Origin of the sequence: Sulfitobacter sp., assembly GCF_036960155.1 — a bacterium.
GTDB lineage: Bacteria > Pseudomonadota > Alphaproteobacteria > Rhodobacterales > Rhodobacteraceae > Sulfitobacter.
Map to the genome: position 1 here is coordinate 762,542 of NZ_JBALWB010000001.1, position 17,778 is coordinate 780,319.

General features: G+C 53.0%; 15 protein-coding genes. 1 reads left to right on the top strand and 14 read right to left on the bottom strand.

Annotation, left to right across the window (positions count from 1 at the left end; genetic code table 11):
* Positions 1-92: 92 nt before the first annotated feature.
* The 13 genes from V7775_RS03880 to V7775_RS03940 all read right to left on the bottom strand — a co-directional run bounded on the left by V7775_RS03880 (position 93) and on the right by V7775_RS03940 (position 14,633).
* Positions 93-1,277 (bottom strand): amino acid aminotransferase, encoded by a 1,185-nt coding sequence (locus V7775_RS03880; RefSeq protein WP_335750539.1) that lies wholly within the window; start codon positions 1,275-1,277, stop codon positions 93-95.
* Complete coding sequence (gene sseA / locus V7775_RS03885; protein WP_335750540.1) at positions 1,277-2,131, bottom strand: 3-mercaptopyruvate sulfurtransferase; 855 nt, start codon at positions 2,129-2,131, stop codon at positions 1,277-1,279. Before sseA ends, V7775_RS03880 begins: the two co-directional genes overlap by 1 nt.
* 92 nt (positions 2,132-2,223) lie before the next feature.
* A complete protein-coding gene (locus V7775_RS03890) occupies positions 2,224-2,496 on the bottom strand; it encodes a hypothetical protein (protein ID WP_335750541.1) in 273 nt (90 codons plus the stop codon).
* 116 nt (positions 2,497-2,612) lie between these two features.
* Entirely contained in the window at positions 2,613-3,101 is a 489-nt protein-coding gene (gene smpB / locus V7775_RS03895) for an SsrA-binding protein SmpB (protein ID WP_335750542.1), read from the bottom strand.
* 45 nt (positions 3,102-3,146) lie between these two features.
* A complete protein-coding gene (locus V7775_RS03900) occupies positions 3,147-3,704 on the bottom strand; it encodes a PqiC family protein (protein WP_335750543.1) in 558 nt (185 codons plus the stop codon).
* A gap of 1 nt (position 3,705) precedes the next feature.
* Complete coding sequence (locus V7775_RS03905) at positions 3,706-5,790, bottom strand: MlaD family protein (protein ID WP_335750544.1); 2,085 nt, start codon at positions 5,788-5,790, stop codon at positions 3,706-3,708.
* A complete protein-coding gene (locus V7775_RS03910; protein ID WP_335750545.1) occupies positions 5,783-6,433 on the bottom strand; it encodes a paraquat-inducible protein A in 651 nt (216 codons plus the stop codon). The genes V7775_RS03905 and V7775_RS03910 overlap by 8 nt, the downstream gene beginning before the upstream one ends.
* Positions 6,400-7,065: a paraquat-inducible protein A gene (locus V7775_RS03915; protein WP_443070077.1), complete on the bottom strand. Its 666-nt coding sequence runs from the start codon at positions 7,063-7,065 to the stop codon at positions 6,400-6,402. The genes V7775_RS03910 and V7775_RS03915 overlap by 34 nt, the downstream gene beginning before the upstream one ends.
* Positions 7,066-7,120: 55 nt before the next feature.
* Positions 7,121-8,224, bottom strand: coding sequence for a CaiB/BaiF CoA transferase family protein (locus V7775_RS03920; protein WP_335750546.1), 1,104 nt, complete (start codon positions 8,222-8,224; stop codon positions 7,121-7,123).
* Entirely contained in the window at positions 8,224-9,195 is a 972-nt protein-coding gene (locus tag V7775_RS03925; protein WP_335750547.1) for a C45 family peptidase, read from the bottom strand. The genes V7775_RS03920 and V7775_RS03925 overlap by 1 nt, the downstream gene beginning before the upstream one ends.
* Positions 9,196-9,220: 25 nt before the next feature.
* Positions 9,221-10,678 (bottom strand): biotin carboxylase, encoded by a 1,458-nt coding sequence (locus V7775_RS03930; protein WP_335750548.1) that lies wholly within the window; start codon positions 10,676-10,678, stop codon positions 9,221-9,223.
* 23 nt (positions 10,679-10,701) lie between these two features.
* Complete coding sequence (locus V7775_RS03935) at positions 10,702-13,440, bottom strand: aminotransferase class I/II-fold pyridoxal phosphate-dependent enzyme (protein ID WP_335750549.1); 2,739 nt, start codon at positions 13,438-13,440, stop codon at positions 10,702-10,704.
* Positions 13,441-13,523: 83 nt separating this feature from the next.
* A complete protein-coding gene (locus V7775_RS03940) occupies positions 13,524-14,633 on the bottom strand; it encodes a carbon-nitrogen hydrolase family protein (protein ID WP_335750550.1) in 1,110 nt (369 codons plus the stop codon).
* 637 nt (positions 14,634-15,270) lie between these two features.
* Between V7775_RS03940 and V7775_RS03945 the strand changes: the two genes are divergently transcribed.
* Positions 15,271-16,893: an FMN-binding glutamate synthase family protein gene (locus tag V7775_RS03945; protein ID WP_335750551.1), complete on the top strand. Its 1,623-nt coding sequence runs from the start codon at positions 15,271-15,273 to the stop codon at positions 16,891-16,893.
* Here V7775_RS03945 and V7775_RS03950 read toward each other — a convergent pair.
* The gene (locus V7775_RS03950; protein WP_335750552.1) at positions 16,871-17,713 is read right to left on the bottom strand and encodes a hypothetical protein; all 843 of its coding nucleotides are present in this window, start codon (positions 17,711-17,713) and stop codon (positions 16,871-16,873) included. The genes V7775_RS03945 and V7775_RS03950 overlap by 23 nt on opposite strands.
* Positions 17,714-17,778: the final 65 nt, after the last annotated feature.

Consider the following 17,778-nt stretch of genomic DNA (forward strand, 5'->3'; position numbering starts at 1 on the left):
CCCAGAGGGCCGCGCATTCACAAGGCAAACAAAAAGCCCCGCATCATCTGATGCGGGGCTTTTTCTATTTGAAGCACTAAAAACCTTCAGGCTTAAATGCCGATGTCCACAATCGCCTTTGCGAGGATTGGCACTGTTTGCTTGTTCAAGCCCGCGATATTCATGCGGCTGTCGCCAACCATATAAATCCCGTGCTCAGCGCGTAGTTTTTCCACCATTTCAGGTGTTGTCCCTAGACGAGAGAACATCCCACGGTGCTGGGCAAGGAAACCGAAACGATCCGAACCAGACAACCGCTGCAATTCAGCGGCCAACTGGGTGCGCAGCCCCAACATGGTTAGACGAACATCTTCCAGCTCAGCCTCCCAATCGGCCCGCAATTCTGCGTCGTTCAATACCATCGTGACCAAACGTGCGCCGTGATCGGGCGGGAAGCTAAAGTTTTGACGATTGAGGTACGCAAGTGTCCCCTGATAAAGCGCCTTTGCACTGCTCTCAGCACTAACAACCATCAACAGGCCCGTGCGTTCACGGTAGATACCAAAGTTTTTTGAACAGCTTGCCGCGATCAGACATTCAGGAACCGCCGCGACCAGCTTGCGCGTGGCGGCTGCGTCTTCCTGTAACCCATCCCCAAAGCCCTGATAGGCGATGTCGATCATCGGGGTAGCGCCGGTTTCCAGCAGCACTTTGATAACCTCATCCCACTCAGCGCTATTGAGGTTCGCGCCTGTCGGGTTGTGACAGCAGCCGTGCAGCAGAACCACATCACCCTTTTTCGCGGTCTTTAGGTCAGCAATCAAACCATCAAAATCAACACCCCGTGTCTCATCATCGAAATATCGATAAGGGACCATTTCAATGCCAAGGTATGACAGCATTGAAATGTGGTTGGGCCATGTCGGATTAGACACAAAAATACGCGCATCCGGGCGTGCCATCTGGATCAACTCAAATGCCTGACGCACAGCACCCGTACCACCCGGAGTGGCCGCTGCCGCAACATTGGCGCGCGGCACGGCATCGCCAAGAACCAAATCAACCATCGCATCGCCAAATGCCGGATCACCCGCAAGACCAGTATAAACCTTGCTGTCTTGGGTTTCCCACAGTTGATGCTCTGCCGTTTTAACAGCGCGCATAATTGGCGTAAGGCCCGTAGCATCTTTGTAGACACCAACACCAAGGTCTACCTTAGACTCGCGTGGGTCCTCGCGGTACATCTGAACAAGAGCCAGAATTTTATCTGCTGGTTGCTGCTTTAGGGTCTCAAACATCACGCATCTCCGGTTGCGATTGGCACGGTCGGGAACATTCCCCACTCGGCCCATGATCCATCATAAAGGGCCCACTCAGTATGGCCCATTCTTTCCAAAGCCAAGGCCAGCACAGCAGCGGTCACACCTGACCCGCACGATGTGATAATCGGCCTGGCCAAATCAACGCCTGCAGCCTCAAACACGGCCTTGGTTTCAGCGGCTGTCTTTAGAGTTTGATCGGCATTTAGCAACGTCCCAAATGGCACATTTCGCGCCTTGGGAATGTGCCCCGAACGCAGACCTTCACGCGGTTCTGGTGCTTCACCACGAAAGCGTACGGCAGCCCGAGCATCCACAATCTGGGGCAACCCAAGCTTGGATGCATGCGCAACCTGCGTCACATCACGCACCAACTGATTTTGAAACCGAACCGTCATGTGACGGTCGCGCGGGATTGGCGGCATGTCTTCTGTTGCGCGCCCTTCCGCGATCCACTTGGGTAGACCACCGTCGAGGACGGCAATATTTTCTTGACCCATCAATTTGAAAAGCCACCAAACACGCGGCGCTGACATAATGCCTGCGCCGTCATACACAACGATCTGATGACCATCACCAACGCCCATCGCACGCATCCGCGACATAAATTTTTCTATCGGAGGCGCCATATGCGGCAAGTTGGACCTGCCATCCGAAATTTCATCAATGTCAAAGAAGCGCGCACCAGGAATGTGGCCTGCGTCATACTCCGCTTTTGGGTCACGCCCGTCCGCTGGCAGATACCACGATGCGTCCAATATCCGAAGATCAGGATCTTTAAGATGTTTCGCCAGCCATTCAGTTGAGACCAGCGTTTTCGGATCATTTACCATTTCATGCCCCCGACAAGATTTTTCTTTGCCTAGCTGTCTGGGGCGAGTCTGGCAAGGGCAGGAGGCTTTTGCCACCTACCCTACATGGCAAATTAGCCCAGCTTGTTGCGAATCATGCTGACCACGGCCAAAACAACACCGCCGCCGATGCCACCGCCAGCAATCTGCGTAATGATCGAACCAATATCCATGCCGCTTGCTGCAGCACCTCCACCGGTGATCATACCAAGGATCGAACCACCAAGGCCACCACCTACGATACCCGCAATCGAGTTGATCAACGTACCTTGGTTAATGCCACCAATAGCTTTGCCTGCAACGTTACCGCCCAAAGCGCCTGAAATCAGGCCAATTAAAAGTTCCATAATATATTCCTCGCGCCGCAGAATTTAAAAAGCGCCCTTGGCGCGGCTTTCCTAGAGTGAAGGGCACGCTATCACGAGGACTGAAATGGTTAACGGGGAATTAGAAATCAGGCCTCTCAGCCGTGATCTTTCATCAGGCGGGATTTTTGACGTGACCAGTCGCGCTTGGCTGCGTCTTCACGCTTGTCGTGCAGTTTTTTACCTTTAGCGATGCCGATCTTGATCTTGGCTTTGCCGCGATGGTTGAAATACATCACCATCGGCACCAGCGTCATGCCTTTGCGCTGAGTTGCATTCCACATCTCGGCCAATTGTTTGCGACTGACCAGCAGCTTGCGGCGTCGGCGCTCGTCGTGACCAAAGGTTTTCGCCTGTTTGTATGGCGCAATATAACTATTCACGAGCCACAGCTCACCATCTTCAACAGCGGCATAGCTTTCGGCAACGTTAGAGCCGCCCATGCGTAGGGATTTCACTTCGGATCCCTCCAGCATAATCCCGCATTCAATGTCTTCTTCGATCGCATAATCAAACCGCGCGCGGCGGTTTTCTGCGACGACCTTATAGTTGGGGTCCGATTTGGAAGATGATTTTACCTGAGCCATAGTTAGCGATGTAGGGCGCTAGCGCCCTTTGCGCAAGGGATTGCCCTAACGCAGCCCTTTGCTTGCGATGTATTTCGCGAGATCCAGAATAATCTGCCCACGCGCACGGGCGATGGCAGCGGGACCGCCGTTAGGATCATATGCCACACTGAGGTCAAACAAGCCTGAACGTTCACGCCCTTCATACACAGCAACAAAATACTGCCCTGTCGCACGGAAGGTCCCATCGGTTCCAGCAATCAAATCGGAAAAACGCACATCTAGCGCAGCAGCGGCGTCTTCTTCAAATGGCCATGGTTCGGATGCGATCCGCGCACGGGTAAGCCGCGCAAGGTTGCGGCTCAGCTCCAAGCCAATCGCGCGATCAGGGGCATCTGCCCACAGCACCTTAGAGGTAATCAACGACCCATCCGGAGCCTGCTGTGCAATCTCGTCTGCGGCCGCATAACTAGGTAGGGACACGTCCTTCACCTCAACCGACCGGAACCCGATACGCACAGTTTCGGTGATGGCAGGTGCTTGGACCACAATGCTATCAGGTGCGCCGCAAGCGGCCAAAAAGGCCAGCGCGGCAGCGGCGGCGAGAGGTTTCATAAATATCATATCATCTTCCCAGCAGCAGAGAATTCGGATTTCGTTCGATGGTACGCGCCAGTTTTTCCAGCGCGCTGGCAGCTTGTTGAATATCGCGCAGCGCCGCCTCGGCGGCACGGCTCAATTGATCGCCCTTATTATAGCCTTCAATTGTGCGGCCCGCTTGCGCAAACAACCCGTTTAGGCGGTTTATCACCTCTGGCAGATCACGGGCTGAAACTGCGATACTGTCGGCAGCATTACGCGCAGAAGCCAGTGTTTGGTTTACATTTTCGACCGCGCCGCCTTCACGTAGTTCTTGCAAAGTAGCGTTCAGCTGGTCCAGCGCACCCTTTAGGGCAGCGGGCAGTTGCGCAGTGTCTGGGCTGCTCACCAATGCTTCGGCAGAGGACGTGAGCGATGTCAGCTCTTGGATCAACGTATCGAATTCCAATGTCGCCGCCTTGGCCGCTACTGTTTGAATATCTTCGATCAATTCGGGCACGCCCGCGACAGACGAGGTAACCGCATCAGCCGCTTCAGCCGCCGCAGTCAGTGTCTTACCCAATGTCTCGGCAATTCGTTGCTTCTCTAGTTCCGCAACCAGTCCTTCAACCCGCGTAAGGGTCGCATTCAACGCAATGGGAATGTTCTTCACATCATCCGATGTAACAATACCAGACAAATCACTCAGCAATGCGCGCACATCTGCAGGTGTTTCCTGTAAATCATTGTTAGAGATAAGAGCGTCAGCCGAATTCATCACATTGATTGCACTGTTCAACAAGTCTTCAATAGGCAAGTTATTAATGCGAGTAAAAACACCCTCTACTGTCGCAGCAGCATCCGAGGTTTCGCCTTTGGTTGTGGGGATAATCGGCAAGTCCAAACCTGATATGATCACACGCGCCAGCGGCGCATCTTCAACCTCAACGAACTCAACCTTTAGGCCCCCAGTCAACAAACTGGCAGATGCCAGACGTGCCCGCAGACCATTCACCACTCGATCTTGCAGCAGACTAAGCGCAGCATCCGCCGATACGTCGCCCGGCAAACCAAGGCGCGCAGGCTGAATCGACAAAATAACATTTAGGCGCACGCGGCTATCGCCAAACTGATCAAAGTCAACGATGCCAGACAAGCTATCCACTGATCCAATCCGCAAGCCACTTAGTTCAACAGGCGCACCCACAGTCAAACCAGAGACGTTTTCATCAAAGATCACGCTGAGATGAAGTGGGTCAACTTCGGACGCCGCAAACAGGCTATTACGCGCTTGTTCCTTTTCTTCGTAAACCTCAAAAACTTCACCGTCGCGCACAGTGTCTCCACCGGACACAAATGTGTCAAACGTGATACCCCCACCGATCAATGTTGCAAGTGAGGAAAAATCAACTTCGGCTCCTGCAGGGCCAATGGACACTTCGAAACCGGACGTATCCCAGAACCGCGTGGAAGAGTTGATCAGGTGGCGATGTTCTTCGTAAATCAGGCCTTCAGTAATCGCAAACGCACCGCTACGCGCAATCTGCGCACGTCCAACTTGGCCGACTTGGATGCCTCGAAACAAGATAGGCGCATTATCGGTCAGCGACCCATTTGTGGTTGTACGAAAAGCAATCTGCAAGCCGCTTTCACCCGGCTTGATCAGCGGCGCAACGTCAGAACCGCGGAACGTGTCCGCAAACTGATCAACATCACTATCCCAAGACCCCTCAATGTAGACACCGCTTAAGACGGTGCTCAATCCGGTGATCCCCTGCGCGGTGACTTCCGGCTGCACAATCCAAAAGACTGAGTTCGCGTCCACAAAAGGCGCAATGCTTTTCTTGAGGCGGATATGTGCCTGAACCACGGCTAAGTCATCGCTAAAGCCAACTTCTTCGACTTCGCCAACTTCAACATCACGGTACTTTAGTTTGGTCTCGCCTGCCGCAATACCTGACCCGCCAGCGAAGCTTACAACAATCAATGGACCGCGCGCTGAATACGATTGCCACGCCACGCCAAATGCAGCCAACAGCGCAATCACCGGAATAATCCAGATTAGAGACGCTCCTGACACGCCGCTTTTGCGCGTAGATTTGATCGAAACAGGTGGTGGCGTATCAGACATGTTCAGGTGCCTCGTCATCATTAAGTTGCGCATCCCAAATCATGCGCGGATCAAAAGCTTGGGCAGATAGCATGGTGAAAATCACTGACAGTGCGAAGAAAAATGCAGCTGGCCCAGGTGTAATAGAAACTAGCCCGTGGAGTTGCACCAGAGCGGACAGGATGGCAACAACAAAGATATCAATCATCGACCAACGGCCGATGTACTCAACGATTTCGTACATCAGTAGTCGCCTGTGGGATGTGAAACTGTTATGCGAACGCACGCTAATAGCCAAAAATGCAATGGCCCAGAACTTACCCAGAGGGATCAACACAGAGGCAATCAGAATAATTGCGGCAATCCCCAATGCACCATGATGCGCCAATTCCACAGCGCCGCCGACAATTGTGCTTTCGTCGACATCAAACAACTGCTGGGTGCGCAGCATCGTAAAAACGTTGGCAGGCACGTAACACATCAGGCCCATGATCCACAGCGCCCATACCTTTTGCAAACTCATGGCATCACGCGAAACGAGGGTTGCGCCACAACGCCCACAGACATCCGTTCCGAGCGGCCAAGCACGGGTGCAACGCGTGCACGCCACTAGGCCAGCCTCGCGGGCTGTTACCGTTTTTTGGGGTGTTCCAGAGAGTTCCATACAGACCACTTACACATATAACCGTCTTGCGCGATGACCAATACAACTAAGACACCAAACATCCAAAACGCAGGACCAAAACTAACCGTGGCTAAATCAGCCACTTTCACCAATGCAACCGCACAGCCTAATGCAAAAATTTCGGCCATCGACCACGGACGCATCGCCTCGGACAACCGGAATGCACGCATTGCATATCTCGCCGCCGGACGATCAAGCACAACTGGGATCAGGACATAAAGGGTCAGCAGCATCCGCAGCAATGGCACAAATATGATGAACCCAGCCGTTAACAGCGCAAGCACCAGCATCGGCCCTTCGGTAAAGGAAAGTGCCGCATCAATGATCGAAACCGAATTACTGCGGCCTGCGGCCGAGATTTGTAGAAACGGAAAAACACTTGCTGCGATGATCAATACGACAACCGCGATTGAGACCGCGATAATTTGCATGCCCGCTTTCTTACGCGGCTCGATCAGCACTTTGTGACATCTGGCACATACTGCACGCTCGCCCGGTTTGGGGCGCCGCAACTGATAGGTCGCATCGCAAGCGGGGCACACAATTAATTCTTCAAGAGGCGCATGAGAAAGGTCGGCAACTTCAGACATGCGCAACATATAGCGCATCATTTGCGCTATAACACTCCCAATCGCGGCATAAGCGGCAACAGGAGTTGCCTATGCATTATCCTGTTATCGCAGCACGGGCTTTTGCCTCGTATCCCAACCCCTCCAACACATCATCTGTGTCTGCGCCAATGGCTGTAGGAGACTTTGGCATCGCGGCGGGGGTCCTGCTAAAGCGCGGTGCGGGGGCCGCCTGCGCAATACCATCTGGTGCAAGGATCGTCTGACGTGCTGCCATGTGGGGGTGAAATTGTGCCTCTGAAAACGTGAGAACTGGTGCAACGCACGCGTCACTGTCCATAAATACATCGGCCCATTGATCACGGGTCTTGCACCGAAAGGCAGCGGCATATGACACATGGCGCGCGGCCCATTGCCTTTCATCGTTTTGGGTTTCCTGATGATCGTCAGGCAACCCCGCCTTTTCCAATAGCAGCGCATGAAACTGAGGTTCCAATGCACCAACCGAGATGTAACCGCCACAAGCGCAGGTATAACAGCGATAAAACGGCGCGCCGCCGTCCAACCAGTTTGTTCCGCGCGTCTCGCTCCATTGACCACGTGCAAGCATGGAATGGATCAACCCCATCATCGCGGGGACACCGTCAACCATTGCGGCATCCACAACCTGACCTTTGCCAGATACGCCACGTTCGATCACCGCACTGAGGATACCCAGCAGCAAAAACATCGTCCCGCCGCCATAGTCCGCCACCATATTAAGCGGTGGCACTGGTGCGCGATCAGCATCACCCATCGCATGCAAAGCACCCGTTAGCGCAAGGTAGTTAATGTCATGGCCAGCTGTCTGTGCCCATGGCCCCTCCTGCCCCCACCCCGTCATACGGGCATAAATCAGAGAGCTATCACAACTGTCCGGCCCCAAATCCAGCCGCTCCATCACACCCGGACGAAAGCCTTCGATCAGCACGCCACTGGACGCGATCAGGCGGCGCGCGGCCTCTATCCCCTCGGGTGATTTCAGGTTCAACACAACCGATCGTTTCCCCCTTCGATTGATGTCTGTCGGGTCCGCAGGAGCAGCCTTTCGATCAATGGTAATCACATCAGCGCCAAGATCGGCAAGGAGCTGCCCAGCCAATGGCGCCGGACCAAGGCCGGAAAATTCGACTACTTTCAGTGATGCTAAGGGTCCGGCCATCACTCAACTCCTGGCAATTTGACTTCGCGCGCGCCCTCAACAAATTCATCAAGCGACAAAGGCCAAACCACATCGGGCCACCGCAGCTCCATCTGTTTTTTGCGCGGGCGATACACCGCAGTATAAAGTGTGCCAAAGCCCTGTTTGAACGCGGTCGAATACAGCGGCGGGCGCAGAAACGCATTGATGAATTTGTCTTCAGGATCTTGGTGTAGCCGCAGGCGTTGAAGCAAGAACCGCTCCCGTTCGACAGTGGCGGTAAAGCGCGCGTGGCTGATCCATTCCACATTTTCCTGATGGTTCGTCGCCACCGCCGCATGGGTGATGATTGCTGGGCGATCCGGTGCCATCATCACGGTCAGATAGTTCCGTTTTTTGTCCAGCACAGTCACGTTATAGCTCATGTGTGTCGGCACTCGCGCCAAAACCTCTCCGGCCTCCTCAGCCGTTTCGCACACCTGCAAAACGTAGCGCAGGATCAACGGCACGCCGAACCCCTCGCCCACCACACGCCGCCCACCAAATGTCAGCGAAATAGACAAACCTTTGTCATTCAGACCGTCAACCAAACCAAAAAGCCCGTCGGATGTGCCCATAACAGCGCGGCCCATCCAACGCGTCCTTAGTACAAGGCCATCAAAGGCCTTGGGATTATAGTCGTAATTGCGCACCATGACGGGTTGTTTGCCCGCCCAAATCGCTTGGGAGCAACTCGCTAGATAGGGTGGTGGCGTATAAAAGCTGAGGAACCGTGCCGCGTGATCACCACCGCCTGCCAACTCGCACAACTCTTCATACAGCGGAACAATCTCTGGCATGTGGGTGCGCACGGCACGCAGGCATTCGGCATAGGTCGGGCGGGCGGTCTCACCTTCTTTGAGCCACCAAGCCCGATAGTCGGACCAATATTCGCGGAAAAGCCCGGCCCACTTGGGGCCGGGCAAATCCTCAGAGATTGCGCGCCAGTACATGGGCGGCCTTTCTAATAGATTTATCCTAAAGGATCTTGAACGCCGGATCAGACAACAGCGGATCAGCAGCGGCGACAGGTAGTGGCGAACCATCAACCTTGCTCTTGATACCATGTATCCACTTCTTTGCCCGCTCATTAAGCTGGAAGCTTTTGGTCATAGACCGTCCGCGTGTGACAAGGATGCCAATATCGGCCCCCTCATAGCGATAATCACCCGGTTGCATGATCCGCAAGAAGAACGCCTCGTTCTCGCTCTCCACGGCGCGACGGTGGTAATCAAAGCGGTCCCAGATGACCGAGCCATCTTCACGCATCCGGTAGATGCCTGTCTCAGGGCTTTCCGAGCAGATATCAACGCTGTCCTTGGTGTGTTTAATCACCATTTGCGACCAGCTATCAATGTTCGCAGGATCAGCCCAGCGCGCGTTCAGCTCATCCACATCAAGGTTGAATTTCTTCTTTGAGAACTCAAGCAGGTGGAACAAGAACAACGGCGCATCCGCATGTGCAAAGGCGGCGTGATTGGTCATTGAGGACGCGCCAGTGATGCGCGGGTTCAATTCACCCAGCCACAGGTCACCCGTCTTTTTATCAATCAAAAAGTCGAGCTCGAAATACCCGCGATAACCCTCTTTGCGCAGCTGTTCGCCAAACTTGAATGTCAGATCGCGCGCTTGTTGGCGGACCTTTGGCGGGAATGCTGTGGACAAGATCTCATTCCCACACCACCCACCGCGATACGGCGTCAGCTCATTAAATCCGACCAGTTCTGTCATCAACGGACCAACAATGGTGCCTTCTTTGGTGGCACATGCTTCAATCGCCGCACCACGGCAATTGATCCGCTTCATGATCTTAATCTCACCCTCGCCGATGATCTCGCTTTGGTGGCGCCTGAAATCAGCTTCGTTCTTGATAAAGAACGTGGTGTGGCCACTGTCGCCAAATGCAGATTGCAGGACCAAATCATGGCCTATGTCTGCCTTTTCGCAGGTTTCACGCAGGTTTTCGTAGGACGTGACCTCAGCCAGCGTGTTGGGCACGGACGGCACACCCGCCTTGTTGCCGATACGCACAGTTTCGATTTTGTTGTCCATATTTGTGCGCAATTTAGCTTTGGGGAACCAAACGTCTGCGCCCAACTCTTTGCTTAGGCGCTCGGTCTCTTCGTCAAACATCAGGAAGACAAACTTTGGCTTGCCGCCGCGCTTTTTGATAAAGTCGATGACCTCTTTGTGCTGAAGCAGATAGTTGTTGATGTCCTCAATGGACTGGAATTCAGCATGCGGTTGTTCCGTCGGGCAGAACACATTCGGGTGCTTGCCGCCATAACAGTCGATGTAGCAGATGTATTTAAAGTTCTTCACCCACTCATCAAGACCAAGAAGATTAAAGTTGGTCGCCGATATAAAATAGACAGGGTCTTCGTTTCGGTGAAAAAACCGGCGAATTTCAGAGATATTCCTCAGAACGGTGGCCATACGTGCTCTCCTTGTCTTGAACTTTAGTCAGATGAAATTTTGTTAGAAACAGTTGTCGCGTCTTCCAGCGTTTTTTGGGCAAATACTTTCAAACCTAGATCAGGCCGATAGCCATGAATTTCGCTCACATCCAGCGCCCGCATAAAGCTAAGGATTTCCTGACTGATTACCTGCCCTGGCACCAAGATTGGGAAGCCCGGTGGATACGGAATTATAAAGCTGGCCGAGACAATCGTCTCTCCCTTTTCCATTGCGTCCTTGAGTGTGCCGTTCAACTCAAGATAATCGCAATTCTTTTCTTCATAAGCGAGGAAGAAAGCCTTACGAATGTCGCCCTCCCGGCTATTGCCGCTCTCTAGGAATGCTTTGTGGAAACGGCTGAAATCTGGCAACGGCGGATAGTGTTCCAACAAATTCTTGACGCGGCGGTCAAACCCAAGCTTTTCCATACCGCTCGCATCATCATTGCGCTCGTCCAGTGATTTGGCGATCTCCACCAGCACTTCGATCAGATAGGCAACCGAGGACCGCGTTGTCCCGATATTGGTCATAAACAAAACCGTATTGCGGGACGTCTTGTTGATCTGGATGCCGTATTTATCCATCAACACTTTATTTTTGAACGTATCTCCATCCCAACCCGTGCCGCCTACCAAAAGCGTGACACGCGACGCATCCAGAACAAATTCGTCCCGCTCCCAACAATCCCACATGTCAGTCCAGCCTTGGTCCGCATCGTAATAGCTGGTCACGCCACTTTCACGGTGTTTCTCAGGGATCATGTCGCCCGCAGTGAGGACCTGAAAGTATTTTTGAAGCAGCGGATGGTCACTAATTGCGCGACGGATCGACATAGCTGCCTCAATCTGGCGCTGAACAAACTCAAACCCTTCCAGCTCAACCTGACGGCGCCCGACATCCAGTGATGCGATGATCTGATAATTTGGTGAGGTTGAGGTGTGGGTCATGTAAGCCTCAAGGAAGCTCTGCTCGACCTCACCCTTAAAGTCCTGATCATTTACGTGGATCATCGAACCCTGACGTAAAGATGTCAGCGTCTTATGTGTGGATTGCGTAGAATAGGCCCTGACACGGGCATGAGGTGGCGGGATCAAACGCGTGTTCAGCAACGTCTCGTTATCCGCATCTTTCAGCTCTTCTTGTTGAGCGTCATAAGCCTCGCGGTGTTTTTGGGTCTTGAATTTTTCGCGTAGAACATTGGCCGCATTCATTGCTGTGCGTTGACGATAAGTTGGGTTAAATCGGGCAAAAGCAAACCACGCCTCATCCCACAAAAAGATAAGATCGGGTTTAATGGCCAGACATTCTTGCATCACACGTTCAACGTTGTAGACCAGCCCATCAAAAGTACAGTTGGTCAGCAACAGCATCCGAACGCGGTCCAGCTTACCCTGATCTTTCAGCTCCAGCAGCCGTTCTTTCATCTCGGACAACGGTACCGCGCCGTACATCGAATATTTATTGAGCGGATAGCTATCAAGATAACTTACCTGTGCGCCCGACAGGACCATGCCGTAGTGGTGTGATTTATGGCAATCACGATCAACAAGCACAATGTCACCCGGTTTAATCAGGGCCTGCACCACGATTTTGTTGCAGGTCGATGTCCCGTTGGTGGCGAAAAACGTCTGCTTTGATCCAAATGCACGCGCCGCCAGTTCTTGCGCTTCTTTGATCGGTCCGTGCGGTTCTAGCAAACTATCAAGCCCGCCTGACGTGGCCGAGGTTTCTGCTAAGAAAATATTGGGCCCGTAAAACGCGCCCATGTCCTGAATCCAATGCGAGCGCGTGATGGATTTCCCGCGGCTGATCGGCATTGCATGGAAAACACCCGTTGGCTGCTTGGAGTATTCAACCAACGCAGTGAAAAACGGTGACTTATTACGCGCCTGTACCCCCCGCAGGATATTGAGATGCAACTCCATGAAGTCTTCGGAGTTATAAAAGACCCGGCGGCATATCCCTAAATCAAGACCAGCGATATCCTCAACGGACCGCTCTGTAACCAGATACGCATCCAGTTCTGGCCGCACTTTGGCGATCATACGGCACAGTTCGGGGCCATAGTTTTCAGGCTGGATCGCGTCGATTTCTTCTCGCCCCCCTGCGCGCGCTAAATATCGCGTCAGGATTTCTTCCACGTGGACCGAATGAAGCACCAGTCCCGGACGTACAACAATGGCTTGAATGTTATGGTTGAACAGAACCGCAATCAACGCATCCTCGATTGAGGGCACAACAACCGCCTCATAGATGAACTGATCTTCTGGCCGGCGCATCCCCGTTACATTCGCCTTTAGCCAGCGCTCTTGCTGCTCGCTCACACTGTCAACTATCAGCACCTCGAAATAGGGCTTGGATAGCGCCCGCATTTCCGGGCTGTGGTGGGCTTCGTCGTCCTGTTCGTCTTGATCAACGCTATCGCGTTCTAGTGGGATGGAACGGCGGCGATATGCACCTGTCGTTAATGCACGCTTAATTCGGCTCACAGCAAAGCTGACATCTTCAAGCTTGCCTTGTTCAAAGTGTCGCCGGATCAATGCAAATGCGTGTTTCCCCGGAAAGGCCCAATAGGCCTCCATTGTGCCCAAGCTGTCGAACAGCTCCTCTGCAGTGCTGCGCAATTGCGCGGCCTCGCCCGCACTTGGACTGCGGATAAGTGCGGCAGTAGCTTCGCGAAGCGCACTCCAGCGATCGGACCGAAGTTGAATCGCTGACGAATATTCTTTCATCGTATGCATCTATCGTTCTCCGCATATTACTGCGCAGCTAGGATGCTCAAGCAAAAGGGGCAGACGTTTTGCCTGCCCCTTCCTCACGGGACCTAGCCGCTGGATGTATCGTTTTCAGTCGCTCCAGGCAGAACACCGGGTTTGACAATTGGAATAGGCGTACCCGTTGGTACCACGGGATTGGCCACTGTTGTGGCCGTACCCGCGGACGGGTTTGGTAAGGGTTCATCAGGGAATGCAGGCGGCACCTTATGGGCAAAACCCGGCAGGCTATCCTCGCCTACAGACGAAGATGCTTGTGGCACACGCATTGCTGGTGTTGTCGCATCTAGACCCGCAGTAGTTCCTTGTTGCGGGATCGCAAGAGGACCCAGCGTTTTGAGATATTCGTCAGTTCCACTAGACCGATCATAGACTGAGAAGTCTGTGGAACGGTCGCGAAAAGACTTGAGAACCTGACCAAGGCCTTTCATGCCCGTTTCACGTTGGCGACGCACCATATCAAGGTCTACCTCAATCGGGAACATATCTTCTTGGCCAGCTGACTGGTGCAAAACCATAGAAGTAGGGTCAACCACACAAGACTTACCAACACCCCCAGCGCCCAAACCATTCACGTCAATAACATAGCATTGGAACTGCGCAGCCGTTGCACGGGCAATGGCCAATTCTGCATCGCGGTCAGTTGTGCCAGTCAAAACCGGATGTAATAGAACCTCAACACCTTGCGATGTCAGCTGACGGGTGGTTTCGGGAAACCACATATCATAACAGATCGACAGGCCAAATCGGCCAACCTCAGGAACGTCAAACACGCAGAATTCGGTGCCTGCGGCGATGCCAGACTCATACGGGCGGAACGGGAACATTTTTGCATATCGGCGGATGATCTCCCCTGCAGGGTTAATCACAACCGATGTGTTATAAATCCGGCCGTCTTCTGGATCGGTAATAAACATCGACCCCGGGATCAACCAAACACCATATTTTGCAGCCGCTGCCTGAAATTTTTCAAGCGCTTCGTTTTGGGGCGGCAATGAATACTGATCTAACGGACCAAATGCAGCCAGTTCTGAAAACAAAACCATTTGGGTCCATGGGAACCGCGCCATCAAGATATCAAGCCGGTGGATCATGCCGTCAACGTTGGGCTGCAGGGCATTGACGTACATCTGTACGCCTGCAATTGCGAAAGGTGTCATATTTGCTCACTCCTGGAACTACGGCATTGGCCGTTCCAGCAGACCTTTACGCCCTTTGCCGCATGAGTAAAACAGCCCAAATGCAATGGCGTCGCTATGGTGTTCAGAAACAAATATGACATCGTTATCAGGTGAATTTAAACCACCATCATCTTGTGCGAATGACCCAAATCAAATTCGGCTTTACCCATGAGGATGTGCGATAAGCCTTTAGAGCGTTCCAATCCTGCGCGCGAAGCAGAGAATTTTAGGTCGACGTCTCTAAAAATAGCTTTTCCCCCTCGTAACGCATTCACAATCCTCGCCACACAACACATTCATTTCGCGCATTGCATGACTGGGCAAGTATTTCTCGAACCAACCAATTTGATCGTTTTTAAAAGACCAGTCCAAAACTCTCAAGAGCTTAGGAAGCTTTCCAAAGATGAGCAAGCGCTCTCTGAGTTCTGCAAGACAGTTAATCTAATGTGATGAAAGTCATGCAGCTTTTCGCTTCCCTGTTCCGCCAAGCGTTCACAACCTCAATCTAAAAAGATCACGTTCACGCCAGAGCAATAACCCCACGCTTGCCAAGTGTCGCATTAATGAGCTCTACACAAATGCACGTTAGCTAGTAAAAAACAGTCCGGAGCCTTGAATGCCGCATCTATCCGATCTTACCCGTTTCAGCACGTTTGCCGCTGTAATCATCCTTGCCATACTTAGCCTGATCGCCACGGTTTTCTGGTCGGGTTGGTTCGCACTACCGCTCATCGTCTTTACGGCATTATCAGCACTTGGGTGGAACGACGTTCGCCAAAAATCGCACTCGATACTGCGAAATTATCCAGTACTAGGCCATGTGCGTTTTTTGTTAGAGAGCATTCGACCTGAAATCCGTCAGTACTTGTTAGAGGATGACCAAGACGAAGAACCATTCAGCCGCGATGCGCGTTCTCTCGTCTATCAACGCGCCAAAGGCCAAGAAGACGCGCGCCCTTTTGGCACCAAAAAGCGGGTTTATGAAGGTGGCTACAGCTGGGTAACGCATTCTGTTCAGCCAAAGCACATTGCAGATACCGATTTTCGCACCAAGATTGGCGGCAAAGACTGCAAAAAGCCATATAACGCATCCATCTACAATATCTCCGCAATGAGTTTTGGTGCCCTTTCGGCTAACGCAATCTCCGCACTGAATGTCGGGGCAGCCGCTGGCGGATTTGCACACGATACAGGTGAAGGCGGGATCAGCCGACACCACCGTGAAGGTGGTGGCGACCTGATATACGAAATTGGTTCTGGTTATTTCGGTTGCCGTACGGCTGATGGTGAATTCAGCCCTGAAAAATTTGCCAAACAGGCAGCCCGTGATCAGGTGAAAATGATAGAAGTCAAACTATCGCAGGGCGCCAAACCCGGTCATGGCGGAATGCTACCCGCTGCAAAGATCACCCAAGAAATTGCTGAAGCGCGCGACGTCCCTATGGGCGAGGATTGCGTTTCGCCAGCTTCACACTCTGCTTTTTCCACGCCAACGGGGATGATGAATTTTCTCGGCCAACTGCGCGAACTTTCCGGTGGAAAGCCTGTCGGCTTCAAGCTTTGCATCGGCCATCAACGCGAATTCATGTGTATGGTAAAAGCGATGCTCGAGACGGGCATCATCCCCGACTTTATCGTTGTGGACGGAACCGAAGGCGGCACTGGCGCGGCACCCTTGGAGTTTGCAAACCACATTGGCATGCCCATGGTTGAAGGGCTGTCATTTGTACACAATACCCTACGTGGTGCGGGCATTCGGGATGAGATAAAATTGGGCGCTGCGGGCAAAATAGTCTCTGCTTTTGACATCGCGCGCGCGCTCGCGTTGGGGGCCGATTGGTGCAACTCTGCACGCGGCTTTATGTTCTCAATCGGCTGCATTCAGGCGCAAGCATGCCACACGAACCATTGCCCCGTCGGCGTCGCCACCCAAGACCCGACGCGCGCCCGCGCATTAGATCCAGTCCACAAGTCAAAACGTGTAACCCGCTTTCATCGCAACACCTTGGATGCGCTTGGTGAAATGACGGGTGCGGCCGGCTTGTCCGATCCTAGCGGCTTCATGCCTCATCATCTGATGCAACGGCAATCCGATCGGTCCATGGTTCAAGGGAACAAAGCGTTCCCGTATCTTCCCATTGGATTTTTGGTGGATGAACATGCGGCAGACCACCTAGGATATAAAGACCGTTGGTCACGTGCCAGCGCAGAAACGTTTAGTCCGCCTGAGTATACCTAGAACAGCCCAGCGCATCAAACGCCGCTTCCATCCCATCTGGTGCTACATCCAGAATGCGGCCTTTGCGGGTACAGCGGGTGATCAGCGCTCCGGCATCTGGCATCTGCGCATCGCGCGCAGTTCCAATCAAACCAGTGCCGTGGATTGTATATGTCTGTGAGGCAATTGGCAGGGATGCATGTCCCTGCCATACAGCCAAATCCATGTCGCCGCCGAAGATGCCCTTCGCAATCAGGCTCACCCCAAGCCCCTCTTTTTGCGGTGCGCCACTAAACATCCAGATGTGATTGCCAAAACCTTCATCTGGCGCCTTTGCACCATACAACTCGCTTCCGCCCAACTTGAAATCTTGGCTTGAAACCACACCCGTTAAATGCCCAAAACCACTTTGAGTGATACCGCGCGACCTTGTGGTGATTAGCTTTTCACCACTCCAAAAGCCACTTAGCGCGACCCACATTCCGGTTTTAAGATCCAGATCAGGGGGAACATGCACCGCACTCCCCATGATAATGGCCGTATTGCCGTGAACTGAAGAAATTGGCCCAACAATCGGATGAATTTGCAATATCCGCATCGCGGTCAAAGACCCTTGATCCATCTTCACACGAACTGCCAGCGTATCCCCCACGCCGATCGTTTGACCAAGCCCAAGAGGGCTTATCACGGGCACGTCTTCGGGTAGGGTAATTTTCTGTCCTGCGACCATCAATGGCGAAACGGTTTGGACAACACCGAAGACACCCAGACGCAGTCCATCCTTGGCCAATACTGGCCCCCCAAACATCGCAATCAGCAAGATCATCAAAAGCCGCATCATCGATCCCCCTTCACATTGGGTTACCCCGAAGAACCTCATCAGGAAAAGAAAAAACGCGCGGAGGT